Here is a 22533-nt window from a genome sequence, read left to right on the forward strand (position 1 = left end):
TCGAGCGAGGAGGGTATCGGTTCGCGTCAAGAAAACGCGTCAAAACGGAAGCCCGGTGCCGACTTTGATTCCATCAAAGCCGACAACTTTAGCGCAGCCGGTTAGCATGAATTTGCCGGTGATGAAACCGGCCTGCTCTGGCAAGGCCGCCGGCACATTTCGTCTACAGCGGCAATTCCGGTTCGCGCCGCGCATTACGGCGGGCGTTGGTGACCGCGGCCGACGTCGTCGAACGCACGAAACCCCAACGCACTCGGGGGACTTCCCGGGCATTCTGGTGAATCACGATCTGTGCGGACCGTCGCGGACCGTCGTTGCCGGCGAGAAAAACGCTGTCTTCGAGCTCGACCCGGTCGTCGGCCGCTTCGAACGTCCAGACCTCGCGGTTTGGCAAAACCAGCATCACGGCATGCGCATCATCGAGGCGGCTGGCCTTGACGGACGGATGCAGGTGAAAACGCAATGCGTAACGAATCTGGCCGCCTTTGATGCGGCCGCCCGGGGCAGGCGCTAGCATGTCCTCGCCCTCCAGCCGCGAGCCGTCCGGTGCCATCGTCAGCACACGGCGATGGATCAGACCAAACCGGGCGAGATAGCCGTCATGCGAAGCCGTCAGCCGCTCGCCGTCGTCATTGGTTTCGCGAAAAGTTTCGACGTGGGCCGGACCGCTGACAATCGGCGCCCCCTGGAGCAGCCGCTTCATCGCCGATTGTTCGACGAACTGGCACGAGGATGTTTGATGGCAGACCAGTGTGGAATGCGCTGCTGTCGAGCGCGCGAAGACGCGCCATGTCTCGCGGCTGGTCGAGGACATTCCGCAATTCGTGACGACCCGGTTCAAGCCGGAAGACAGCTCGAACGACAGGCAGCCGGCATGCGCTTCCTCGCTGAGGTTCGGTGGTGGCGGCGGACCGGCATCGACGATCAGGATTGTCGCGCCGGCGTCGATCCGCTGGAAGCCCGTGTGCGGCATGCTGGCCATCGGTATGCCGCGGGTGTCGTCATAGGCCAGGAGCGTCGCCAAAAGGTCGGACGGTGTGCTGCTCATGCCGTTGAACAGCGCAAAGCCGCCGTCGCCGTGACGGAAGAAGCGCAGCATCGGCATCACGCGGTCGATGGCGTTCAGCAGCGCCGGCGGCGGTGCGATGTTGCGCGCGGCGAAGGTTTGCCGGAGCGGCAGCAGGTCGATCAGCAGTTCGATTAAAGCTCCCGGATTGCGCGAGACATGTCCGCCGTCGGGCAGGATTTGCCGCCGCAATTCCTCGGAGAGCTTGCGGGTCGCGTTGCGGATGGTGCGGGCCTGGTTGGCAAGACACAGCGAGGCGTAGCACAGCGCGATCAGAACCTGCAGCCGTGACACGCCGTCAGGCGCGTCGTGCAGGCCGAAACGTAACAGACGGATGTCGCGGGCAAGCGCGCGCAGATAGCGGCGGTAGAATTTTCCATCCGCATCGCCGAGCACAAGCGGGGCCTGCGACAGCAGCGAGATCACGCGCCTCGACATGACGTCGGCGCGCCGACCTACGGGCCGCCTGCGCGTGGGATTCGAGATCCAGTCTTCCATCAGCGATCGCGCATTGGCGCGCGTAATCGCCGTATCGGCGGCGCGGAGATGCCGCAGCCAGCCGAAGCCGAGCAGGGCGGCTTCCCAATCCTCGGACGGCGGTTCGAGGTCGAAAATGGAGCGGGAGTGACAGGTGACGATCTTGCCCGCGAATACGAAGCGGCCCGCATAAATTTCGGCGGCGCGGGTGGCGTCGGCCGTACGAAGGTCGTGTGGTGCGATGGTCAGGCGGTCGGCGCGGCCGGGCCATAGCCGCGAAAGCGCCGCAGGCCCGTCGCTGGCGCGCGCAATCGTCCGACGAGCGAAACGGCGGACGATCAGAATTGAAATGCGTCTGCGATGAGCGACCGACACGCGCGCCTTCGGTGTGAGGATTCTCGCGAATCCCTTTGCAGTGATGAGGACTGAGTCCTTGTAATCCGGAAAGGCCGGCAACGCACCATCTTGAAATGCCGCGAATCTCTCGCCCTTGCTTTGCGAATCAGGACTTGGTCAATCGTGCCGCATAGAAGCCGTCTAGTCCGCCCAGCGTGGGATCATCGTGTGGCAGATGGCAGGGCAGAGTGCGCAGATCCCCCGCGGGCGTCACGATATCAGACAGTCCGGCCACTTCGGCGTCGCTGACTGGCACGCGCCGGATGCCTGGTTCGGATGCAAGCAGCGTGGCAACGACCTGTTCGCCCTCCTCGGGTTCCAGCGAGCAGGTGCAATAGACCAGTGTTCCGCCGGGCTTGAGCAGTGTGATCGCCTTTTTCAGCAGCCTTTGTTGCAGGGTGGTCAGCGCCGCGATATCCGATTCTTGCTTGAGCCAGGCCACGTCCGGATGACGGCGGATGGTGCCGGTTGCGGAGCAGGGCGCATCGACGAGCACGCCGTCGAAGCCGTCGCTGGCGACATCATCGTGCCAGTCGATGGCATCGGCGACGAGCGACCGTGCGTTCAGCGATAGACGGCCAAGATTCTCGCGTAGCCGCGCTACCCGATTTGGTGATCGGTCGATCGCGGTTACGTCTGCACCGGCCTGCGCGAGTTGGGCTGTCTTGCCGCCCGGCGCCGCGCAGAGGTCGATGACCCGCCGTCCGGCGACATCGCCGAACAGTCGCGCGGGCAGCGCGGCGGCGGCGTCCTGTACCCACCATTGCCCCTCGGAGAATCCTGGCAGCATCGTCACCGGACCTTGCAGCGAGGTGCGAACGGTCCCAGTCGGCAAGGCCTCGCCGTGCAATCGTGTCGCCCAATGTGCCGCGTCGGCTTTGATGGTGAGATCGAGGGCGGGCTCGTGGTTGATCGCGTCGGCAATCGCTTTCGCGGTGCTTTCACCGTAGTGTCCGCACCAACGCGCCAATAGCCATGGCGGGATATCAAGCGACTCGGAACGGACCTCATCGATCAGGGACTGGCCTTCGCGCGCGCAGCGGCGGAGCACCGCGTTGACAAGTCCGGCATATTTCGCCGCGCGGCGGTCGGATTGCACCAGCCGTACTGACAGATCGACAGCGGCATGATCCGGCACGTCCATCCAGAGAATCTGCGCCGCGCCGATCAAAAGCGCGCTTTGCGCGCGCGGCGCATCGGTCGGAATACCGCGATCGAGCAACCGCGACAGCAAATGGCCGAGGGTTCCGAGCCGGCGCAGGATCGTCGCCACCAGACGCCGCATCAAGGCACGGTCGCGGTCGGCAAGCGATTTCAGCGCGGGATGCGCGGTGGGACCCTCGAGCTGTTCATCGAGGGTGCGACGCTTATGAAGGACGCCGTCGAGGATATCCGCTGCGATGCGCCGGGCCGCAAGGCCCGGAGCCTCGGTCGGCGGTGCGAATCTGGTGGACGGCATGAGGCAGGCACATCGCTTAAGGGGATCAGGGGATGGCGGACGCATCTGCTGTGCGTCCGTCGCGGCGGATCCAGACTTATGACATGCGAATAAGCCAAATATAAGAATCGCCACCATCTTCACGCATTTGCATGATCTGTGGAAACGGTTTCATACGCTTCCGCTTCGTCTCGCTGACCGGAGAATGTGCATGACCGACGAGCCGTCCGCGTCGCTGCGGAGCGCAGAGATGGACCCGCGCAAGTCGCCGACGCCGGCGGCTCAGCGCGCGCTTGCCGAGGCCGAGGCTCGCCGCGCCGCGCAGACCGATGCATCTGCATGGGTTAAAGAGGTTTTGGGGCCGAAGGGTCCCGAACCGACGCGGTTCGGCGATTGGGAACGCAACGGCATCGCATCGGATTTCTGAGCGGCGCGCTTTTTCCTCCTGCCACCGCTTGCGTGGGCTTGCCGGGTGACCCGACTCGCTCTATGCTAGGAATATGTACCCATACACCAGAATAAATGCATTGCCCGGGCCGCGCTGGCGCCACCGATTGTCGCCGGTTCTGCCCTGGATATTCATTGTGGGCGTGGTGGCCGGAACCATGCTCCCGATCCGAAGCTGGATTGGCTGGCCGCAGGTCGTTGACTCCCAAACGCCGACGGAGACGCGGGCGATCTGGGCTCGCGCCGCTGGTTCGGCGGGACGGCACCAGGTCGACGTGATCAGGACGATCGATGGCGATACCTTCGAGGCGCTGGTTCATTTGTGGCCCGGCCTCGATATGACGACGCGGGTGCGGCTACGCGGCATCGACACAGCGGAAATGAAGGCCTCATGTTCCGAGGAATTTCGGCTAGCGAAAGCCGCCAGCGCCCGGCTGCGGGATCTGCTCGGCGAGGGCGGCGTCACGATCGCCAATATCGGCCCCGACAAATATAACGGACGGGTGGTTGCCGATGCCGCGACGGCGCGAACCTCCGACATCGCAGCGGCGATGGTAGCGAGCGGTCTTGCCCGCGCCTATCATGGCGGTCATCGCGAAAGCTGGTGCAACAGCGTGAGCCGGTAATCACCGCAAAAAAAGCCGCGTGAGCCGCGGCTTTTTTTGTGTGTAACGATTCGCTGCCGCGTTGTGATCGCCTCAGAAGCTTAAGAATCCAGGAATTCGCTCGCGGTGAACAGGGAGTCGAATTCAATATTTCTCCCTTTATAAACGGCCACGGCCCCCTCGCCTCTGTCGACGATCGATAACACCATCGCGACTTCGGCGCCTGCAGCTTGGGCGGCCGACACCGCGATCATGGCTGACTCGCCGCTTGTCGTGACGTCTTCCAGGATGACCACCTTCTTGCCGGAGAGGCCGCCGTTGGGAACCCCTTCGATGAGCTTTTGGGTTCCGTGTTTTTTGACTTCTTTCCGAACGAAGAAGCCGGGAAGCGGTTCATTCTTGATGTGGCTGAGAAGGCTAACGGTCGAAATCAGCGGGACCGCTCCCATCTCCAATCCACCGATAAAATCTATGCTCTTGCCGAAAAGGCGAGCGAGAATGAGTTCGGACAGCGCATGGGCTCCTTCGGGAAACAACATCGTCGGCTTCATATCGAAGTAAAACGTGCTGCTTTTCCCGGAAGACAATTTGATGTCGCCGCGACCGAACGATCGGGCCTTGATAATCTCAAAAGCCCTTTGGCGGACTTTGCTGTCTTCAGCCATGGCTTCGGGCTCAGTCGATGTGGCGAATTGACGGGCCATCGTGTCCTATCAGCGTATGGGAAAGAAGCCGGTCTATACGCTCAACCAGTCGCCGTGACAATGATTCCTCAGATAGTAGACCGATGTCGAGCATATTCGCGACTCGTCGCGATCTATTGTTGCGTTACCACCACGGGCGTGCCGACTGACACGCGCCGGTAGAGATCGTCAATGTCGTTATTGTACATGCGGATGCAGCCGTATGACACGAAGCGGCCGATCGTCCCCGGCCGGTTGGTGCCGTGAATGGCGTATTGCCCGCCGCCGGAGAGCGTCATCGCTGCGACGCCCATCGGATTCGCAGGCGAACCGCCAGCGATCACGTCCGCGATTTTCGGATTGTCGCGTTTTACATCGTCCGGGGGCGCCCATGCCGGGTCGCGATACTTGCCCTCGATGCTCGCGGTGCCTGTCCATTGCTTGCCGGCTTTGCCGACGCCAACGGGATATCGCAGCGCGCGATTCGAATCGATGATCAGATACAGCCGGCGCTCGTTGGTTTTCACGACGATGGTACCGGGCGCATAGTCGCCCTGATAGCCGACCATATCAGGCCGCGCTTCGGCTGATGGGATGCCGGAAAAGCCCATTGTGATCATGGCGGCAAACACCGCCGCAACCCGCCTCAACATTTTTCGCTCCAATCCGCTTCAAAACGAGTCCGCTTCAGAAAAAGTCCTGCTTCAAATCTGTTTGCAAATGAGCGGAGGGAGAAAGATGCTAACCCGCCCGCGCCAAGGTGCCGTCTATCATCGCGATGGCATTCTGCGCGCCGTAGACCGCGACGAACGAGCCGAAGCGCGGTCCCTTCTCCTGACCCAGCAACACCTGATAGAGCATATTGAACCAGTCGAGCGAGACGCCGGGCCGTCCGTCCTTGGCGAGCTTTTTGTGGTTGAGAAAAGGTTCGCGGCGGCCGATCTCGTAGACCGTGTTCTGGATGTCTTCTGCCGAGACGTCTGCGGGCAGTTGTGACAACGCATCGCGCAGGTCTTGCAAGGCGGCTCGTTCGCTCGCGGTCGGCTCGCGGAACGTTTTGGTCGGTGCCACGAAATCGCGGTAATAGTTGATGGCATAGCCGACCAATGCATCAAGCTTCGGATGGGTGGTCGGCGTGACGCCCGGCCGATAGCGGCCGATGAAACCCCACAGGGTTTCGGCATTCTCCGCGTTCGAGGACGAGACCAGCGTCAGCAGCAACTGGAACGTGACCGGCATGTCGGCCGCGGGCGGATGGCCGGCATGAATATGCCACACCGGATTGACCAGCTGCTGCCTCGCATCCTGACGCGGATAACCTTCGAGGAACTGCTGATAGTCGTCGACGTTGCGTGGGATCACGTCGAAATGCAGCCGCTTCGCCGCCTTCGGTTCGCGGTACATGAACAGCGACAGCGATTCCGGCGAGGCGTAGCGCAGCCACTCGTCGATGGTCAGCCCATTGCCCTTCGACTTGGAAATCTTCTGGCCCTTGTCGTCGAGGAACAGTTCGTAGTTGAAGCCTTCCGGAGGCGTGCCCCCGAGCGCCGAACAGATTTTGCCCGACAGTTTGACCGAATCGATCAGGTCCTTGCCGGCCATCTCGTAATCGACGCCGAGCGCGGTCCAGCGCATCGCCCAGTCCGGCTTCCATTGCAATTTGCAATGCCCGCCGGTGACGGGGACTGTGACCCGCTCTCCGGTTTCGGGGTCGTCGTAGGAAACCGTGCCGGCTGCCGCGTCGTGCGCGACAATCGGCACCTGCAGCACCGCGCCGGTGCGCGGGCAAATGGGCAGAAACGGCGAATAGCTCGCCGCGCGTTCCTCGCGCAAGGATGGCAGCATGATCGCCATCACCTTGTCGATGTTTTCAAGCACCTTCAGAAGTGTCGCATCGAAGCGGCCCGACGTGTAGTAGGCGGTCGAACTGGCGAACTCGTAGTCGAAACCAAAGGTGTCGAGGAAAGCGCGCAGCCGGGCGTTGTTGTGCTCGCCGAAGCTCGGATGAGTGCCGAAGGGATCGCGGACTTTCGTCAGCGGCTTGCCGAGATCCAGCGCCAGCAGCTCTTTGTTGGGCACATTGTCCGGCACTTTGCGCAAGCCGTCCATGTCGTCGGAAAACGCCAGCAGCCGTGTCTTGATTTTGTCTTCGGTCAGCACGCGAAAGGCGTGACGCACCATCGTGGTGCGCGCGACCTCGCCGAAGGTGCCGATATGCGGCAGGCCGGAGGGGCCGTAGCCTGTCTCGAACAGCACCTCATCCTTCGGCGCCTTCTTCAGGCGAGCGACGATCGCCTTGGCCTGTTCGAACGGCCACGCATTAGATTGATCGGCGAGTTCACGAAGATCGCTCGCTGATGGGACGTCAGACATTCTGCTCTCCATGGCGCGGCGTCTTCCGCTGCGCCACATTTTTTCAGGATCGTGCTCTAAAACGGACTGACGGAAAAATACCGCAGCCACAGATCGGTATACCGGCCTTTCTCCCAGATCCGGAATAGCGCCCAGTTCAGTGTCTGGCGCAGCACGTCATTGCCCTTTTTCACAGCAATGCCGATGCCCTCGCCGAAATAGCGGCTCTCGATAAAGGGGCCGCCGCTGAATGCGCAGCAGCTTTCCGAATCGGTGCCGTTGATCCAGAACGCCAGTGAGATGGCGTCACCGAAAATAAAGTCGACTTCGTTCCGGCGCAGCGCCTGCCGCAGCGTCTCGTCGTTCGGATAGCCGTGGAGTTCGGCGTCGGTGAAGAAAACCTTGAGGTAGGCCTCGTGCGCGGATCCCCCGATGACGCCAACCTTCTTACCCTCGAGATACTCCGGGCGCACCTCGGCCATGACGACGTCGCGCCGTGACACGAAGCGGGCAGGCGTTCGATAGTAAGGGTCGGTGAAATCCACACGCTTGCGTAATTCCGGAGTGACCGCGAGAGAGGCGATGATGGCATCGCCCCGGTTACTGGAAAGCGCGTCCACCAGCGTCTCGAATCGCCGCATCTGTACCGTGCAGGTGACCTTGATCTCCTCGCACAGGGTGCGCGCCAGATCGACATTGAAGCCGGCCGGGTTGCCGTCGGGACCGGTATAGTTGAAGGGCGGATAGTCGGTTTCCGTCAAAAAGCGAATCACGGTGAGGCGGGACAGATCGGGCCGGTCCGGACGGTGGCGCGGATCCCAGAAGCCCGGCACGGCCTGCGGCGCGACGGTTGCGGTCTGCGCGCGCGCGCAGCCGGTCGCTGCTCCGGCAACCAATATCCAGCCGGCGGCGAGCAAACAACCCAGCGTGGCCGCGCCGCGGCGGATCAATCTTTCGTTGTCGGAAACTGTAATCTGTGGTTGCATTGACGGGGGCTTTTCGAACGGAGGGTTTTATAGACCATCCGGAACGGGATGCGAGTATCGTTTGCGTGGGGACGCGACTTGCCGGGGCGGAATCGTGTAGAGGATGGCGGCCGGGCCGACGCGCTCCGCCGTGCTGTGCCTGAGAGTTCGGCGCTTGCTCCCGGCTTCATTTGCATCCCCCGGTCGAGCAACGATAACTGGTTGGGCGACCCCGAGCCCGGTCCGGCGAGCGAACTGGATTGCCTGCGGCATGTTCTCGCTCCGGCGCTGCTGAGCGCTGCCGAGGCGCGCGGCCGGGAAGTGGGCACCGGCGCGGATCAAGCGCTGATCCGGTCGGGCGTCATTGATAAAGACGCTTATCTGCAAGCACTTTCCTTTCAAACCGGTCTTGCGATCGAGACGTTCGCCGAGATTTCCCGCTCCGATTGCCCCTTGCCCGATCGTTACTTATCCCGCGTCGCACAACACGGGCTGCTTCCGCTGCGCCAGCGAGGACAGTTGCTTTGGGTTGTCGCGCCGCGCGGGTTCACGGTACGGCGACTCTGCCGTCTCGCCGCCGCCTATCCATCTTTACGCGACCGGGTCCTGCTGACATCGAAGCAAAACCTCGATCACTTTCTGCTGCGGCAGGAGGCGGGCGACGCGCTCGGCCGCTCCGCCGCCAATGCGCTCGGCCGACGATTCCCGGCCCTGTCCGCTGCGCCGGCTGCCGACGACACCTCCCGCGGACGCCGGCTGCGCACAATGCGACGGCTTGCTCAGACTGTCCTCCTGAGCGTTATGATGACGCTGACGCCGACGGTCGTCCCGGACATCTGGAGCAGCGCGCTGGCGCTGTGGTTCCTCGCATTTATCGGCTTGCGGCTCGCGGCCAGCTTGACGCCGCGGCGCTCGGTCCGGAGCCCGCCACGCATTCCCGATAATTGTTTGCCGGTCTACACGGTGATTGCGGCGCTTTATCGCGAGGCCTCATCGGTCGCGTCGCTCTTACAAGCCATCGGAGCCTTGGACTACCCGCGCGAAAAGCTCGACGTTATCATCGTGATCGAGCTTGACGATCTCGAAACCCGCGCCGCTCTGGCAAGACTTGGGCCGATGCCGCAAGTCCAGGTCCTGCTCGCTCCGGCGGAAGGGCCGCGCACCAAACCGAAGGCGTTGAACTGCGCGCTGCCGTTCGCGCGCGGCAGCTTCACCGCCGTATTCGATGCCGAAGATCGTCCTGATCCCGGCCAGTTACGCGCCGCGCTCGATGCCTTCCGTACTCAAGGCGTCGATGTCGCCTGCGTGCAGGCCAGCCTTTGCATCGAAAACCAGTCGGACAGCTGGCTCTCGCGCATGTTTGCCGCCGAATATGCCGACAGTTCGACGTCTTCCTTCCCGGGCTCGCGTCCTTCGGCGTGCCGCTGCCGCTCGGCGGATCGTCGAACCACTTCCGCACCGCGGTCCTTCGCGAGGTGGGCGCCTGGGATGCTTACAACGTCACCGAGGATGCCGACCTCGGCTTTCGGCTGGCGCGCTTCGGCTATCGATCGAGCACCTTCGCGTCGACGACTTTCGAGGAGGCGCCGGCGCGTTTCGGCGGATGGTTGCGCCAGCGCTCGCGCTGGATGAAGGGTTGGATGCAGACCTGGAGCGTGCATATGCGCCGGCCCCGGCGGTTATGGAAGGACGCGGGCGCAAAGGGGTTTTTCACGCTGAATGCCATCATCGGGGGCAACGTGCTGACGGCGCTGACCTTTCCGATCCTCGTCGTCGATATGACGTTGCGCTTGCTGGCGGATGCCGGCGCCATCAGCGGCGGATTTGCCACGGGCGCGGTCACGCCGCTGCATCTGACCACAATCGCCGCCGGCTTCGTCTCCACGATCGTGGTTGGCCTGATGGGCCTTGCGCGGCGCGGGCAGTTGCATCAGGGCTGGATCCTGGCGTTGACGCCGATCTATTGGGCTTGTCTTTCGATTGCGGCGTGGCGCGCGCTGTATCAACTGCTGAGCGAACCATATAAATGGGAAAAGACCGAGCATGGCCTTTCCCCGCAAATCCGATCAGCCGCCGCCTCGCGGATGCTCGTCCCCCGCGACACGGCTGCGCAACGGTGGCAGCGCTACAGATAACGCTTGAGATCGGCGGCGGCCGCTTCAGCCGAACGTTTGAGATCGAACGGCGAGACGAAGCGGCCCTCGCGATCCATCAGATAGATCAGCGCCGTGTGATCCATCGAATAGGCACCATCCTTCAGCGGGACTTTTTTTGCGTAAACCCGAAAGGCGGCCAGGGCTTTCTGGACAGCCGCCGGATCGCCGGTCAAGCCTTTCAGATGTGGGTCGAAGCTGGAAAGATAGCTTGCCATCGTTTCCTGCGTATCGCGTTCCGGATCGACCGTGACGAAATAGGCGTTGATGCGGTCGGCGTCCGGCCCCATCGCCCGCAACACCTCCGACATCTCGAACAGCGAGGTCGGGCAGACGTCGGGGCAGTGGGTATAGCCGAAGAAAATAATTGTCGGCCTGCCGACCATGCTCTTTTCGGTGACAGTCTGACCGGTCTGGTCGGTCAGTTTGAATGGGCCGCCGCCGATCGACGTTGCGGTGCGCGTGCCGGCGAACCCGCCGAGCAGCCAGAGCACCACCGTGAGACCGACGACGAGACTACCGGCGAAGGCCGCAAACAGGATCAGCGGACGGGCGAATCTATTTGACATCGGGTATCCTTGGTATCGCGCCTTCCGAAGGCCGCGTCCTCGCTATCAAGCCTTCGTAACTTGCGGAAAAGCCTAGAGCATTTTCGCTTCTGACGAATCAGAGGCGAAGCTCTAGATTGTTGTTTGACGCGTTTTCTTCACGCGAACAGGTCACCACTTCGCTCGAAAACGCTATGGAAGCGGGCGGCGAGGCCGGAAGCGTGCGTCGCGAAGACCCAGTGGTTCCGTAGCGCGCCCACAGCGCCCTGCCGACACGGCGAGGCTTCAGATAAGGCCAGTCTCGCCCTTAAGGCAAGCGCAACCGGGTGCGATCACGTGGTGATGAATTGGCCACTTTTGACGATGAATTGGCAATGTCAGATCAGCGCGCCGACGATGCCTGCGCGTCAAGGTAGCATGGACGATACATGTCAGCGAGTTGGCGGCCACGAAGAAAGATCATGCGCCGCGTCAAACCACCGCGCTCTTTGATCCAGCGCTGGATTGCGGAAGGGTACATCGAATACAGCATAAGGGTCGCCTCGGAATTGGTGACGGCGCGGCCGTTCGATCCGAGATCCCAAGCGGCATGAAACCCGAGAGCAGCGTGGGACGTCACGCAAATCTTGTCATGCGGGACCGTACCGAGAACGATGGTGCAAGCTGATGCACATAGACCGTCGATGATGACGGACTGGCCAGAATTGCGAACGGCCTCATATTTATCAAGATAGGTTCCGATCCGGCCGCCCCGATCCTCTCCGATCCGAACCACGGCATGACTTGCAGCAACATGTCCCAGCAGGAATATCACTGCAAGCAATCCCGTCACGACCCTCATCATCTGCCCCGTGTCGATTTCGAATCGGCGGTGATCTTTGTGCGACTCCAAGTCCGTAGCCTCTGGTGAGATTGGCGTTTTGTCCAGATCGCCTTGATCACTCAAATAAGATTCGAATTCAGTGTTGCCGACGCGCTGCACTTACCCGAGCGTGTTCGGCTTAAACCCAGGTCGCGTGAAGAAATGCTTGATCAATTTGCTCGGATACCGAGGCAAAACCGGTATCTACTTTTTCTCACGCCGCTCGAACGGGACGATTCATCGGGACAGCGGAATTATGGTTAACAAACTAATGCCGGGAACCTGGCCGACTTTGCCGCATCTATTCCTCTAACGGTGGAGTATCCCGAGATCCGGAGTGAGGCGCATGCAACAGGTTCAGTCCCGGCTCGTCGCCGGCCCGTGCGACGACGATCTAGAACTGGTTCGCCGCGCTCGTGCGCGCGACGAAGGCGCAATCCGTGCCATCATGCAGGCGAATAATCGCAAACTGTACCGGATCGCGCGTGGCATCCTGCGCAACGATAGCGAGGCCGAGGACGTCGTGCAGGAAACCTACGTTCGTGCCTTCACGCATCTTGAGAGCTTTCGTGGCGACTCCCGTCTCGCAACCTGGCTGGCGCGTATCGCCATCAACGAGGCGCTTGGCCGGAGGCGACGCCTGCGCCCCACCGTCGACTGGACCACGCTGGAGCCGGGTGTGCTGAACGCCCAGATCATCCAGTTTCCCGTGTCCGCCGTTTCCGATGACCCCGAAAAAACCATGGCCCAGCGCGAAATACAGCACATCGTCGAGCAGGCGGTTGACGAACTGCCCGAGGCATTCCGCATCGTCTTCATCACCCGCGTGATCGAGGGAATGAACGTGGAGGAGACCGCTGAGCTCCTCGATCTCAAGCCGGAAACCGTGAAGACGCGGCTTCATCGTGCTCGCACGATGCTGCGTGCGAACGTGGAAAAGAAGGTCGGCCCGGTCATGATGGAGGCCTTTCCCTTCGCCGGCAAACGATGCGCGCGCCTGACCGATGCGGTTCTCGGCCGGCTTGGTCTGACTAGATAATTCGGGAACCTGTTCCGCGGGGCCGCATCCAATCCTGTGTATCGCAACAAAACGTCCGGCGATTTTCGAATCGCGGCGTCACAGGAGTATCAAGAATGTTCGTTCGACTGAGCACGGCGATCGCCGCCGCAGCACTGCTAAGCAGCGGTGCCTTCGCGCAGGGCGCGAAACCCACCGATCCGCAGATCGCGCATATCGCCTACACCGCCGGCGTCATCGATGTCACCGCGGCGAAGCAGGCGCTGGAGAAATCCACCAACAAGGACGTGAAGGCCTTTGCCGCCGATATGGTGCGGGATCATGAGGCGGTGAACGACAAGGCGCTCGCACTGGTCAAGAAGCTGAAGGTCACCCCTGAAGACAACGACACCAGCCGCACGCTGTCCAAGAACGCCGCCGCCAAACTCAAGGAGTTGTCGAAACTGAAGGGCGCCGCGTTCGACAAGGCCTATGTCGACAACGAGGTCGCCTATCACAAGGCGGTCGACAACGCCCTTGAAACCCTGCTCATTCCGTCGGCCAGCAATGACGAGCTGAAGAGCCTGCTGCAAACGGGGCTGAAGATCTTCCAGGGCCACGAGCAACATGCCGAACAAGTCGCGGCCGAACTGAAGTAGGGCGCGCCATGAAACCGGACGGATATCTCCCGATTGCCGCAGCCTTGGTAATCTCAGCCCTGAGCATCGTGGGCATGGGGGTCGCGACCTTGGGACTATCCGCCGCGGCCCGCGCGGCGACGGTTCGAGTTTCGATGCAGGACCTCGCTTTCATGCCGGTCGAGACGGAGGCCAAGGTCGGCGACACCATCGAATGGGTCAACGAGGACATCTTCGCACATACCGCGACAGCGCGAAACGGCGACTGGGACGTGACGCTGCCGCCGAACAAAACCGTCAGGCTCGTTCTGAAAAAGGCGGGAATGATCGACTACTACTGCCGCTTCCATCCCAATATGAAAGCCAGGCTGACGATCGCGCCGTAGTCCTTGGAAGCCGGAAGCGCACGGTCGAGCGGCAGGAGACCACCGAACGACGTTGGAGCGGGCGAAGGGAATCGAACCCTCGTATGCAGCTTGGGAAGCTGCCGTTCTACCATTGAACTACGCCCGCTTATCGGCTCTCCATCCCCTGATGTAACCGATGGCGCTCAGCCCGCCAAGACGTCAAGCGAGCGAACCGCTCCGCAACAGCGGGGAAAATGTCCGAAGGATCGTTCTAAAGCACCCGCACGATCTGTAAGCCCGCGATCACCGCGCCAACCGATAGCACGACGGAAACGATCATGTAAAAGGCGGCGGCAGCCACTTCGCCCCGCTGGATCAGATAGAATGAATCGAGCGAGAACGTGGAGAACGTGGTGTAGCCGCCGCAGATTCCGACGATAAGGAAGATGCGTACGGCTTGAGGCAGACTCCATCGGACAGCGAACAGGCCGGCGAACAGTCCGATCAGAAGCGACCCCGTGACATTGATGACGAGCGTTCCCCACGGAAACTTCGGGCCCAGCAATTTGCCGAAACCGATGGCGACGAGATAGCGGGCCACCGATCCCAGCGACCCGCCGGCTGCGACGGCCAGGATATACGTCCACTTCAAGGCTTTTGCTCCTTCTGCGGCCATTCGGCCATACCGCCCAAGACGCCGATGACCACCAGAGGGATCGCCAGAAGAACCGCCAGAGAGATCAATAGGGAAATCACCGGGAGGGTCTCGGAATCCATCAGGTAGCCGATCGCAACGGCCACCCAGCAAACGCCGACGCCCCACAACGAGACCGATAGCGAACTCGGAAGTCTGTTCATCACGCGCCCTTTCTCGGGCGCAGCGGGGAAGGAAATAGCTCCTACCGACGCAAAGGCGCCCGGTAGGAGTCATCAGCCTGCGGCGGTTGTCGGGGGACTCCATCCCCATCGATTTCGGTTATGCTAGAGCATGATCCCGAAAAGGGGAAGCCGGTTTTCGGATAAGATCATGCTCAATCAAAGGATGAGGCTAGTGCCTTTCCGCTTCTGATGGACTCAGCAGCAGGCCTTTACGATCTTACAGCCGGAAATGCTTTGACAACTTGAGGCCCTGGGCCTGGTAGTTGGAGCCGATGCGCTGGCCGTACATCGCGTCGGGCCGCGACAGCATCTTCTCATAGACGAGGCGGCCGACGATCTGGCCGTGCTCGAGAATGAACGGCACCTCGCGCGAGCGCACCTCGAGCACCGCACGTGACCCCTGTCCGCCCGCGCCGGCATAGCCGAAGCCGGGATCGAAGAAGCCCGCGTAGTGCACCCGGAACTCGCCGACCAGCGGATCGAACGGCACCATTTCCGCGGCGTAGTCCGGCGGCACCTGAACAGCTTCCTTCGAGGCGAGAATATAGAACTCGCCAGGATCCAGGATCAGGCTGCCGTCCGGCCGCGCCGCGATCGGCTCCCAGAACTCACCGACCGCATAGCCGCCGCGGCGATCGATATCGACCACTCCGGTATGGCGCTTGGCGCGATAGCCGACAAAGCCGTTGGCATAGTCGCCCGAAAGATCGACGCTGAGCGCCACGCCGTTGACGAGATCGGCGTCGTCGACATCGACGAGCCGCTCCCGTTCGTGCAGGGCTTCGAGCTCGTGGGCATCGAGAACGGCCTCTCCGGTGCGGAAGCGGACCTGCGACAGCCGCGATCCCTCGCGCAGGAGCACTGGAAACGTCTTGGGACTGATCTCCGCATAGAGCGGCCCGTGATAGCCGGCGCCGATCATGTCGAAGCGCCGGGTGCCGTCGGCGATCACGCGCGTGAATACGTCGAGGCGGCCGGTCGAGCTTTTTGGATTAGCGGCGGCGATGATTTCGGGCGGCAGGGCCAGGCTCTCCAGCAGCGGCACGATGTAAACGCAGTTGGTCTCCAGCACCGCGCCGTCGGAAAGATCGACTTCGTGCAGCTTGAGCTCATCAATGCGTTCAGCGACGGTTGCGTCAGGCCCCGGCAGAAAGCTGGCGCGCACCCGATAAGCCATGGCGCCGAGCCGCAGATCGAGGCTTGCCGGCTGGATCTGGCTCTCGACAAACGGATATTCCGGCAGGATCAGGCCTGCGTCGGCCATCGCCGCGATCATGCGGTCGGGCAGAATGCCGTTGGCGTCGGGAGGGAGCGAGAATGACACGATGTCGTCTTTACGGCCTGGGCGATATCGACCCGAAACAGGAGCAGGGGCTTTAGTGCTTGTCCGTCGGCGAGAGGCAGGGTTCTGGCGTCTGAATCCGGATTTGCAGCCAGCCGATTGCGATTGTCAATTGATTGGCTTGACGGACGGGAGAGGCGGGACTAGGCATGACAGCGTTCCGTGGTGATTTGAGCCGGCCGGCTTGCAGCCACGTTAAATAAGTCGCTAAACAGGCCGGGGACAATGTGATCCCGGCTTGTGGAGTTCTTCCAGGCCGGTTTTTTTGTGGCCGCTGTCCGCGGTGGACACGCAGGAGATCATATGTCCGAGACCAAGTCCGCACCCCGCTATCACCCTGAAACCCGGCTGGTTCATTCCGGCACGCTGCGTTCGCAGTTCGCCGAGACCTCGGAAGCCCTGTTCCTGACTCAAGGTTACGTCTACGACACCGCCGAACAGTGTGAGGCGCGATTCAAGGGCGACGATCCCGGCTTCATCTACTCGCGCTACTCCAACCCGACGGTCGCGATGTTCGAGCAGCGCATGGCTGCGCTCGAAGGCGCGGAGACCGCGCGCGCCCTCGCGACGGGCATGGCCGCGGTGACCACCGCGATGCTGGCGCCGCTGAAGGCGGGCGATCATGTGGTGGCGGCAAAGGCCTTGTTCGGCTCCTGCCGCTATGTGGTCGAAGACCTGCTGCCCCGCTACGGCATCGAATCCACGCTGGTTGACGGCCTTGATCTCGATCAATGGCGCAAGGCGATGCGGCCGAACACCAAAACCTGCTTCATCGAAAGCCCGACCAACCCGACGCTCGACGTGCTCGACATCGGTGGCATCGCCGAGATCGCGCATCAGGCTGGCGCTCGGCTGATCGTCGACAATGTGTTCGCGACGCCGATCTGGCAAAGCCCGCTGGAGCTCGGCGCCGACGTCGTGGTGTATTCGGCCACCAAGCACATCGATGGCCAGGGACGGACGCTCGGCGGCGTCATCCTGTCGTCGAACGCTTTCGTCCAGGATCATCTCCAGACCTTTATACGCCAGACCGGACCGTCGATCTCGCCGTTCAACGCCTGGATTCTCCTGAAGGGATTGGAGACGCTCAGCGTCCGCGTGCGCCAGCAAACCGAGAGCGCCGCGGCGATCGCGGAGGTGCTGGCGTCGCATCCGAAAGTGTCCCGCCTCATCTATCCCGGCCGGCCGGACCATCCGCAGGCGGCGCTGGTGAAAAAGCAGATGCGCGCCGGCTCGACGCTGATCGGCTTCGATGTCAAGGGCGGCAAGGCGGCGGCGTTTCGGTGTCTCAACGCGTTGAAGCTCGCGCGCATCTCGAACAACCTCGGCGACGCCAAGAGTCTCGTCACCCATCCGGCAACCACCACCCACCAGCGTCTTGCCCCGGAAGTCCGCGCCGGGCTCGGGATCGGCGAAGGCTTCATCCGCTATTCGGCCGGTCTCGAACACAAGGACGACCTGATCGAGGATCTTGTTGCCGCACTGGAAAAGGTGTGAGGCTTTCTTCCCTTTCCAACAAGGAGAGGGGGTAAAGTCTCACAAAGGCCGATTGACAGTCGCGGCCGCCGGTAAACTGGCGCCAGCCTGGACCTGATCCACCGACTTGATGATGTTGTCGCCGAGCAACTGGGCGAAACAGGCATAACCCCAGTCGTTCATGTGAAGGCCGTCCTTGGTCACGAAGGTGTCGAACGGTAGCGACTGCCGGTCGTGCCAGTCGCGCATGACCTCGAAGCGCGGGAAAATCCCCACATGCCTGTAGTGCGCGACCCGGTTCAGCAGACCGACCATTCTGCCGGCACTCTCGCCCCTGGCATTGACGGCGGGCGCGTATTGCGGATCGATCAGGACCAGATCGGCGCCGGAGGCCTGAATGGTCGCGACGCCGTCTTCGACGGTTTTTGCGGTGCTCGCGGGATCGAGATTGCGTAGCACCGCGTTGGTGCCGACCTGCCAGATCACCATGTCCGGCTTGGCATCGATCACTTCCGTTCGCAGCCGCTTTATCATCTCGGGCGCGTCCTCGCCGCCCTTGCCGCGATTGAGCACGGTGATGGCGGCGGCCGGATATTTGCGGTGCAACTGGGCCGCCAGGCGGTTCGGATAATTGAATTCTGGCGACGTCGCGCCGTAACCCTGCGTCGAGGACGAACCGAAGGCGACGATGACAACCGGTTTGTTGGCTGCAAGCTTGGCCGCCACATGAGGCAGTGATCCCACCGACTGCGAGACACCCTTCGGCGGCAGGCAAGGGACGCGATTGAAGATGTCGCGCGCGCGGGCAGCAATTGTCGCTACCTTGTCGATCGTCCTTCCGGACAGGCTCTGCGTCGGCGTGCCGGATTGCGCGGTTGCGACCGAAGAAACGGGTGCGGTGCTGCCTGTCGACAGCGCGGAGGCGTTGGCCGGCGCCGTTTGTGCGAGCGCGGTGGAGGCCGATACTGCCGCCAGTATGACCGCCGCGGCCGGGCCGAGGGTTCTGCGGAAGCGAAGGATCATCATCAACGCTTGGTCCCGAGTTCGGTGGGGTTGATGCGAGCGGTCTCGATCACGAAGGTCGATAAGGCGCTACCGAGACAACTGTGAACGCGTTTGGCAAGGCTTACTCCCCGCACTGGGCTGAATAGATCGAATTCACCGCTCTCGTTCCACTTACTCATGATTGTAAAGCGGTCGAACACTGGTACGTCGCGCTGCTGCGCGACGACGCGCATGTTGTCGATGTAAGATGTCATTGAAACCATGGTTTCCGTGCGCGGGCTGTACTGCATGTTCATCAGCACGACATCCGCTCCCGCTTTCTGCAATGAGGTCACGCCTTGGTCGAGGGCCTCGCGAAAGTCGTCGATGTCGACGGACCGGATGGCATCGACAATGCCGGTCTGCCACACCACCAGAGTTGATTTTTTCGCCTCCGCGAGCTTGCCGAGGCTGGGCGCGACATCCTCGGCGGTCTTGCGCAGAGCCAGTTCCACGGACACGTTCACGAGAATGCCCGGCAATTTCTCGCGAAGTGCAGCCTGCAATTTCGCCGGATAGGCTTCCTCCTCGGCTCCGGATATTGATGAGGAACGGCTGCCCACCACCAGAATGTTGAGCGGGCCGCCCGCCCTGACCGCCGAGGCGACCCGGGATAGTGTACTATCGCTGGTCAGCAGATAGGCCGGCACGGCGCAGTTTTTGGTCACATCGTCAGCACACGCGGAGACGCTGGCCGATGAAGCGGCCAGCGCGATCAAGACCGACGCCAAGCCGGTCCTCATGCTCCTCCTCCCGCAAGATCCGAGTCGCCATCGGCAGGTTTGGCGCGGCTTCCGCCCTTGCCCGCAACCCTCTTGTACCACGAAAACACCCATGCGGCGGCGGACATGATCAGGATTCCGCAAATGCTGATAATGAGGTGAATCGTGGCGCCGCCGGAGCACTCTGCGAGGATGAACTGCCCGGCGAAGGCCAGAAAGACCCCGATACAGAAGATCTGGAGCGAACTCTGGCCGCACAGGATCAGCGGCTTAAGCCAGGGGGACGCCAATCCCGGCCAGTTCCTGGGCAGGAAGCGGACGGCCAGCGCGGCGAGCGCCAAAAAGTGGATGATGCGCAGCACGTCGAGATTGGTCTTGTCGATCGGATACATCCACTGTTCGGCGATGTCCGGCATCAAATGATTGAGCTGCGGCACATGCCAGGTCAGCGTGGTGTAGAAAGCGAACAGCAGATAGGTGACGCAAATCCAAAGTGTTGCCGGCAAAGACAGGATGCGCGAGATGCGCTTGGCGCCTCCGAGCGCGCACCATGCGCCAAACACGAACAGCAGTTGCCAGGCGAACGGATTGAAGAACCAGACCCCGTTGGGATAGGCGGGGAGTGCCAGTTCGAACCACCGGGTGAGTGCATAAAAACCGACCGACAGCGCTAGCCCCAGATCAGCCTTGCGCTGCATCACCAGCAACACCGGCGGAAAAAAGAGCATCAGCGCGACGTAGAGCGGCAGCACGTCCATGTTGACGGGGCGGAATTTCAGAAGCAGCGCCTGCACGATCGTGACGTCGGGCTGCTTGAGAAAATCGAGGATGCCCATTTCCTCGGTGTAAAGCGGGTTCTCAAAGCTGCTCGCGACGTAGGAAATTTCCGCGAGGAAAATCGTGAATAGAAAGATATGTGCTACGTAGATTTGCCAGACTCGCCTGAGAATGCGCGCGGCGGCGACGACAAATCCGCGCTCGCGCATAGCGCGTCCGTAAACGAGGGCGGCGGTATAGCCCGAGATGAAGATGAAAATCTCCGTGGCGTCACTGAAGCCATAGTTGCGGAGAGTGAGCCAGGTCAGGAGGTTCTGCGGCAGATGGTCAATGAAAATCAACCATAGCGCGAGCCCGCGAAACAGATCGAGCCTCAGCTCGCGCTCGCGCGGCGGGGTCGGAATCAAAACGGCCGGCGCATCGCGCGTGACGCCCGCAGGGGCCGCCCTCGTGCGCGCTCCGACAATCTGATCGGTAACTGGCGGCATACGCTCGGCTTCGATAAGGCCATCTCAATCGCCTGCGCGATCGAGATGGATTTACGGGAGGACAGCTTCACGCTAACGGTGGCAAAAAATCAATATTGCCGCCGGGATCATAGTGTGGAACCAGGCTGACGCACGATCACAACGAAGGGGGCTGGTTCATGCGCCTGTTTTGGCTATGATCGCTCGAATACTAGAGAGTTTGCGATGTACCGTGCCGTTACCCGCCAGATCGAAGTCACCGTTGAACCGAATTTCATGCCGGAGAGGTCGTCCGCCGAGCGAGGCCATTTTTTCTGGTCCTATACGGTGGTTATCATAAACGCCGGTCCCGAGACCGTGCAGTTGCGCACCCGGCATTGGATCATCACCGATGCCTCGGGAAGGAAGCAGGAAGTCCGCGGCGAGGGCGTCGTGGGCGAGCAGCCGGTGCTTGCGCCCGGCGAGCGCTTCGAATACACGAGCGGGGTTCCTCTGCCGACCGCCACCGGCTTCATGAGTGGCCGCTACCAGATGATCTCGATCCGAAGCGGCGAACCCTTCGAAATAGACGTTCCGACCTTCTCGCTCGACAGCCCCGACAGCAAGCGCGTGCTGAACTAAGGTCGCGTCCAATCGCGCCTACTCCACGCCGGCTTCCTGCGGGGTAAATTCGTACACCGAATTGCAGAACTCGCAGGTCACGGCAACCTTGCCATCCTGCACCATGCCCGAGCGGTCCTCCGGCGTGAAGCTTTTCAGCATGGCCGCCACGGCGTCACGCGAGCATGAACACCGCGCGTGCAGCGCTTGCGGCGAAAACACCCTGACGCCGCGCTCATGGAACAGGCGGTAAAGCAGACGTTCACCGGACAAGTCGGGATCGATCAGTTCGAGGTCCTCGACGGTGCCGATCAGCGACTGACCCTCGGCCCAGGCATCATCCTCGCTCACCGTATGCACGGCGCCACCGTCGGGGGCATCGCCGGGATGGAGATCGGCCTGGCGCGCGCGCTCCAGCGCCTTGGGCAGGAATTGCAGCAGCATGCCGCCGCCACGCCAGCCGCGCTTCGGTCCATCCCCCTCCCGGCGCCACTCCTCGCCGACCGCGAGCCGGACCCGCGTCGGAATCTGTTCCGAGCGCAGAAAATACTCATGCGCCGCATCTTCGAGGTTGCCGCCTTCCAGTGCCACAAGACCCTGATAGCGGTTCATGTCCGGACCCTGATCGATGGTCATCGCGAGATGGCCGCGGCCCAGCAGCGCGCCCGAGTCGGAAGCATCGCCGAGCCGGGCCTTGTCGAAACGGGCATAGGCTCGCAGCCCGGCCGGGGCCCGAAAGTCGACAATCAGGAACGACACCGGTCCATCGGTCTGGGTTTGCAGGATGAACCGGCCCTCGAACTTGAGCGATGAGCCGAGCAGCGTCGTCAGCACGATCGCCTCGCCGAGCAGCTTGGCGACCGGTGCGGGATAGTCGTGCCGGACCAGCAACTCGTCGAGCGCCGGCCCTAGCCGGGTCAGTCGTCCACGCAGGTCGAGTGTGCTCACCTCAAACGGAATCACGGCGTCGTCGACCGGAATGGATGAGGGCGCGCGCACGGGGGTTTCACGCGACGTGGCGGGGTCGGGCATTTGTGAGGTCATGCCCTCTATCTGGGGTCGACTGGCCGGGATCGAAACCCCATGAGAGGGAGGAGCGTCATATAAAGCTCCGTTTGAGGATGGGCTGCGGAATATCGGCGCAGCAGCTGAGAAATAAAAGTCACGCGTTTCAAATATTTAGGGGATTTCCGTCAACGAGAAAACAGATATTCTGGAGATGCCGGCTGCAGCGCATCATTGCTCAAACCGG

23 protein-coding genes, 1 tRNA gene, 1 pseudogene and 2 riboswitches are annotated in these 22533 nt (G+C 61.9%); of the genes and pseudogenes, 9 read left to right on the plus strand and 16 right to left on the minus strand.

All coding sequences use genetic code 11. The annotated features are described in order from the left end of the window. Positions 1-163 precede the first annotated feature (163 nt). Positions 164-1918: a heparinase II/III family protein gene (locus tag B2M20_RS01025; protein ID WP_079445296.1), complete on the minus strand. Its 1755-nt coding sequence runs from the start codon at positions 1916-1918 to the stop codon at positions 164-166. Positions 1919-2045: 127 nt separating this feature from the next. Beyond that, on the minus strand, positions 2046-3398 hold the full coding sequence (locus tag B2M20_RS01030) for an RsmB/NOP family class I SAM-dependent RNA methyltransferase (protein WP_079445247.1): 1353 nt from the start codon (positions 3396-3398) through the stop codon (positions 2046-2048). Between the two features lie 190 nt (positions 3399-3588). Here B2M20_RS01030 and B2M20_RS01035 point away from each other — a divergent pair, with 190 nt between their 5' ends. After that, a complete protein-coding gene (locus B2M20_RS01035) occupies positions 3589-3804 on the plus strand; it encodes a DUF1674 domain-containing protein (protein WP_079445297.1) in 216 nt (71 codons plus the stop codon). A 73-nt stretch (positions 3805-3877) separates the two neighbouring features. Further along, positions 3878-4450, plus strand: coding sequence for a thermonuclease family protein (locus B2M20_RS01040; protein WP_079445248.1), 573 nt, complete (start codon positions 3878-3880; stop codon positions 4448-4450). 80 nt (positions 4451-4530) lie between these two features. On the opposite strand, the gene pyrE is transcribed toward B2M20_RS01040, so the two are convergent. From pyrE to B2M20_RS01060, 4 genes are all read right to left on the minus strand, one after another. Further along, positions 4531-5094, minus strand: coding sequence for an orotate phosphoribosyltransferase (pyrE, locus tag B2M20_RS01045; RefSeq protein WP_079445298.1), 564 nt, complete (start codon positions 5092-5094; stop codon positions 4531-4533). Positions 5095-5246: 152 nt separating this feature from the next. After that, positions 5247-5765, minus strand: a complete 519-nt coding sequence (locus B2M20_RS01050) for a L,D-transpeptidase (RefSeq protein WP_079445249.1) — start codon at positions 5763-5765, stop codon at positions 5247-5249. Positions 5766-5853: 88 nt separating this feature from the next. Next, positions 5854-7485 carry a lysine--tRNA ligase gene (locus B2M20_RS01055; protein WP_087881087.1) on the minus strand — a complete coding sequence of 544 codons (1632 nt, stop codon included), beginning with the start codon at positions 7483-7485 and terminating at the stop codon, positions 5854-5856. A 56-nt stretch (positions 7486-7541) separates the two neighbouring features. After that, positions 7542-8450 carry a transporter substrate-binding domain-containing protein gene (locus B2M20_RS01060; RefSeq protein ID WP_079445251.1) on the minus strand — a complete coding sequence of 303 codons (909 nt, stop codon included), beginning with the start codon at positions 8448-8450 and terminating at the stop codon, positions 7542-7544. Positions 8451-9233: 783 nt separating this feature from the next. Here B2M20_RS01060 and B2M20_RS20495 point away from each other — a divergent pair. Both B2M20_RS20495 and B2M20_RS20500 read left to right on the plus strand, forming a co-directional pair. Further along, positions 9234-9749, plus strand: a pseudogene (locus B2M20_RS20495) (glycosyltransferase); the annotation flags it as partial. A 98-nt stretch (positions 9750-9847) separates the two neighbouring features. Next, a complete protein-coding gene (locus tag B2M20_RS20500; protein ID WP_274533923.1) occupies positions 9848-10564 on the plus strand; it encodes a glycosyltransferase family 2 protein in 717 nt (238 codons plus the stop codon). On the opposite strand, the gene B2M20_RS01070 is transcribed toward B2M20_RS20500, so the two are convergent. Together B2M20_RS01070 and B2M20_RS01075 are read right to left on the minus strand one after the other, a co-directional pair. Then, complete coding sequence (locus B2M20_RS01070) at positions 10555-11151, minus strand: SCO family protein (RefSeq protein WP_079445252.1); 597 nt, start codon at positions 11149-11151, stop codon at positions 10555-10557. The two genes, B2M20_RS20500 and B2M20_RS01070, sit on opposite strands and share 10 nt — an antisense overlap. Positions 11152-11512: 361 nt before the next feature. After that, positions 11513-11971: a hypothetical protein gene (locus B2M20_RS01075; RefSeq protein WP_079445299.1), complete on the minus strand. Its 459-nt coding sequence runs from the start codon at positions 11969-11971 to the stop codon at positions 11513-11515. 367 nt (positions 11972-12338) lie between these two features. On the opposite strand from B2M20_RS01075, the gene B2M20_RS01080 reads away from it, so the two are divergent. The 3 genes from B2M20_RS01080 (at position 12339) to B2M20_RS01090 (ending at position 14013) form a co-directional block, all read left to right on the plus strand. Next, entirely contained in the window at positions 12339-13031 is a 693-nt protein-coding gene (locus B2M20_RS01080) for an RNA polymerase sigma factor (RefSeq protein ID WP_079445253.1), read from the plus strand. A 95-nt stretch (positions 13032-13126) separates the two neighbouring features. Further along, positions 13127-13648, plus strand: a complete 522-nt coding sequence (locus tag B2M20_RS01085) for a DUF4142 domain-containing protein (RefSeq protein WP_079445254.1) — start codon at positions 13127-13129, stop codon at positions 13646-13648. Positions 13649-13656: 8 nt separating this feature from the next. Next, a complete protein-coding gene (locus B2M20_RS01090; protein WP_079445255.1) occupies positions 13657-14013 on the plus strand; it encodes a cupredoxin domain-containing protein in 357 nt (118 codons plus the stop codon). Positions 14014-14066: 53 nt separating this feature from the next. Here B2M20_RS01090 and B2M20_RS01095 read toward each other — a convergent pair. The 4 genes from B2M20_RS01095 to B2M20_RS01110 form a co-directional block, all read right to left on the minus strand. Further along, a tRNA-Gly gene (locus B2M20_RS01095) sits at positions 14067-14140 on the minus strand. A gap of 105 nt (positions 14141-14245) precedes the next feature. After that, positions 14246-14626, minus strand: coding sequence for a fluoride efflux transporter CrcB (crcB, locus tag B2M20_RS01100; RefSeq protein WP_087881084.1), 381 nt, complete (start codon positions 14624-14626; stop codon positions 14246-14248). Further along, positions 14623-14832: a hypothetical protein gene (locus tag B2M20_RS01105; protein WP_079445257.1), complete on the minus strand. Its 210-nt coding sequence runs from the start codon at positions 14830-14832 to the stop codon at positions 14623-14625. Before B2M20_RS01105 ends, crcB begins: the two co-directional genes overlap by 4 nt. Positions 14833-14888: 56 nt before the next feature. After that, a riboswitch (Fluoride riboswitch) is annotated at positions 14889-14948 on the minus strand. A 122-nt stretch (positions 14949-15070) separates the two neighbouring features. After that, positions 15071-16177, minus strand: a complete 1107-nt coding sequence (locus tag B2M20_RS01110) for a 2'-deoxycytidine 5'-triphosphate deaminase (protein ID WP_079445258.1) — start codon at positions 16175-16177, stop codon at positions 15071-15073. A 170-nt stretch (positions 16178-16347) separates the two neighbouring features. After that, positions 16348-16427: riboswitch (SAM riboswitch) on the plus strand. 71 nt (positions 16428-16498) lie between these two features. Here B2M20_RS01110 and B2M20_RS01115 point away from each other — a divergent pair. Beyond that, positions 16499-17692, plus strand: coding sequence for an O-succinylhomoserine sulfhydrylase (locus B2M20_RS01115; RefSeq protein WP_079445300.1), 1194 nt, complete (start codon positions 16499-16501; stop codon positions 17690-17692). Positions 17693-17731: 39 nt separating this feature from the next. Here the strand turns inward: B2M20_RS01115 and B2M20_RS01120 are convergent, their stop codons facing one another. The 3 genes from B2M20_RS01120 to B2M20_RS01130 are packed head-to-tail and all read right to left on the minus strand — an operon-like array spanning position 17732 to position 20702. After that, positions 17732-18694 carry an SGNH/GDSL hydrolase family protein gene (locus B2M20_RS01120; protein ID WP_244553368.1) on the minus strand — a complete coding sequence of 321 codons (963 nt, stop codon included), beginning with the start codon at positions 18692-18694 and terminating at the stop codon, positions 17732-17734. Positions 18695-18696: 2 nt separating this feature from the next. Beyond that, positions 18697-19458 carry an SGNH/GDSL hydrolase family protein gene (locus B2M20_RS01125; protein ID WP_079445260.1) on the minus strand — a complete coding sequence of 254 codons (762 nt, stop codon included), beginning with the start codon at positions 19456-19458 and terminating at the stop codon, positions 18697-18699. Beyond that, positions 19455-20702 (minus strand): OpgC domain-containing protein, encoded by a 1248-nt coding sequence (locus tag B2M20_RS01130; protein ID WP_079445261.1) that lies wholly within the window; start codon positions 20700-20702, stop codon positions 19455-19457. Before B2M20_RS01130 ends, B2M20_RS01125 begins: the two co-directional genes overlap by 4 nt. 204 nt (positions 20703-20906) lie before the next feature. Between B2M20_RS01130 and apaG the strand changes: the two genes are divergently transcribed. Then, on the plus strand, positions 20907-21302 hold the full coding sequence (apaG, locus tag B2M20_RS01135; protein WP_079445262.1) for a Co2+/Mg2+ efflux protein ApaG: 396 nt from the start codon (positions 20907-20909) through the stop codon (positions 21300-21302). Positions 21303-21320: 18 nt separating this feature from the next. Here apaG and B2M20_RS01140 read toward each other — a convergent pair whose 3' ends face one another. Beyond that, positions 21321-22325, minus strand: a complete 1005-nt coding sequence (locus B2M20_RS01140) for an Hsp33 family molecular chaperone (RefSeq protein WP_079445263.1) — start codon at positions 22323-22325, stop codon at positions 21321-21323. Positions 22326-22533: the final 208 nt, after the last annotated feature.

Source organism: Nitrobacter vulgaris (assembly GCF_002028545.1).
Lineage (GTDB): Bacteria > Pseudomonadota > Alphaproteobacteria > Rhizobiales > Xanthobacteraceae > Nitrobacter > Nitrobacter vulgaris.

What these genes read in the sequence shown, in the direction of transcription:
- B2M20_RS01030 (WP_079445247.1), bottom strand. Translation starts at nt 3,398, where the DNA reads ATGCCGTCCACCAGATTCGCACCGCCGACCGAGGCTCCGGGCCTTGCG.
- B2M20_RS01035 (WP_079445297.1), top strand. Translation starts at nt 3,589, where the DNA reads ATGACCGACGAGCCGTCCGCGTCGCTGCGGAGCGCAGAGATGGACCCG.
- B2M20_RS01040 (WP_079445248.1), top strand. Translation starts at nt 3,878, where the DNA reads ATGTACCCATACACCAGAATAAATGCATTGCCCGGGCCGCGCTGGCGC.
- pyrE (WP_079445298.1), bottom strand. Translation starts at nt 5,094, where the DNA reads ATGGCTGAAGACAGCAAAGTCCGCCAAAGGGCTTTTGAGATTATCAAG.
- B2M20_RS01050 (WP_079445249.1), bottom strand. Translation starts at nt 5,765, where the DNA reads ATGTTGAGGCGGGTTGCGGCGGTGTTTGCCGCCATGATCACAATGGGC.
- B2M20_RS01055 (WP_087881087.1), bottom strand. Translation starts at nt 7,485, where the DNA reads ATGTCTGACGTCCCATCAGCGAGCGATCTTCGTGAACTCGCCGATCAA.
- B2M20_RS01060 (WP_079445251.1), bottom strand. Translation starts at nt 8,450, where the DNA reads ATGCAACCACAGATTACAGTTTCCGACAACGAAAGATTGATCCGCCGC.
- B2M20_RS01070 (WP_079445252.1), bottom strand. Translation starts at nt 11,151, where the DNA reads ATGTCAAATAGATTCGCCCGTCCGCTGATCCTGTTTGCGGCCTTCGCC.
- B2M20_RS01075 (WP_079445299.1), bottom strand. Translation starts at nt 11,971, where the DNA reads ATGAGGGTCGTGACGGGATTGCTTGCAGTGATATTCCTGCTGGGACAT.
- B2M20_RS01080 (WP_079445253.1), top strand. Translation starts at nt 12,339, where the DNA reads ATGCAACAGGTTCAGTCCCGGCTCGTCGCCGGCCCGTGCGACGACGAT.
- B2M20_RS01085 (WP_079445254.1), top strand. Translation starts at nt 13,127, where the DNA reads ATGTTCGTTCGACTGAGCACGGCGATCGCCGCCGCAGCACTGCTAAGC.
- B2M20_RS01090 (WP_079445255.1), top strand. Translation starts at nt 13,657, where the DNA reads ATGAAACCGGACGGATATCTCCCGATTGCCGCAGCCTTGGTAATCTCA.
- B2M20_RS01105 (WP_079445257.1), bottom strand. Translation starts at nt 14,832, where the DNA reads ATGAACAGACTTCCGAGTTCGCTATCGGTCTCGTTGTGGGGCGTCGGC.
- B2M20_RS01115 (WP_079445300.1), top strand. Translation starts at nt 16,499, where the DNA reads ATGTCCGAGACCAAGTCCGCACCCCGCTATCACCCTGAAACCCGGCTG.
- B2M20_RS01120 (WP_244553368.1), bottom strand. Translation starts at nt 18,694, where the DNA reads ATGATCCTTCGCTTCCGCAGAACCCTCGGCCCGGCCGCGGCGGTCATA.
- B2M20_RS01125 (WP_079445260.1), bottom strand. Translation starts at nt 19,458, where the DNA reads ATGAGGACCGGCTTGGCGTCGGTCTTGATCGCGCTGGCCGCTTCATCG.
- B2M20_RS01130 (WP_079445261.1), bottom strand. Translation starts at nt 20,702, where the DNA reads ATGCCGCCAGTTACCGATCAGATTGTCGGAGCGCGCACGAGGGCGGCC.
- apaG (WP_079445262.1), top strand. Translation starts at nt 20,907, where the DNA reads ATGTACCGTGCCGTTACCCGCCAGATCGAAGTCACCGTTGAACCGAAT.
- B2M20_RS01140 (WP_079445263.1), bottom strand. Translation starts at nt 22,325, where the DNA reads ATGACCTCACAAATGCCCGACCCCGCCACGTCGCGTGAAACCCCCGTG.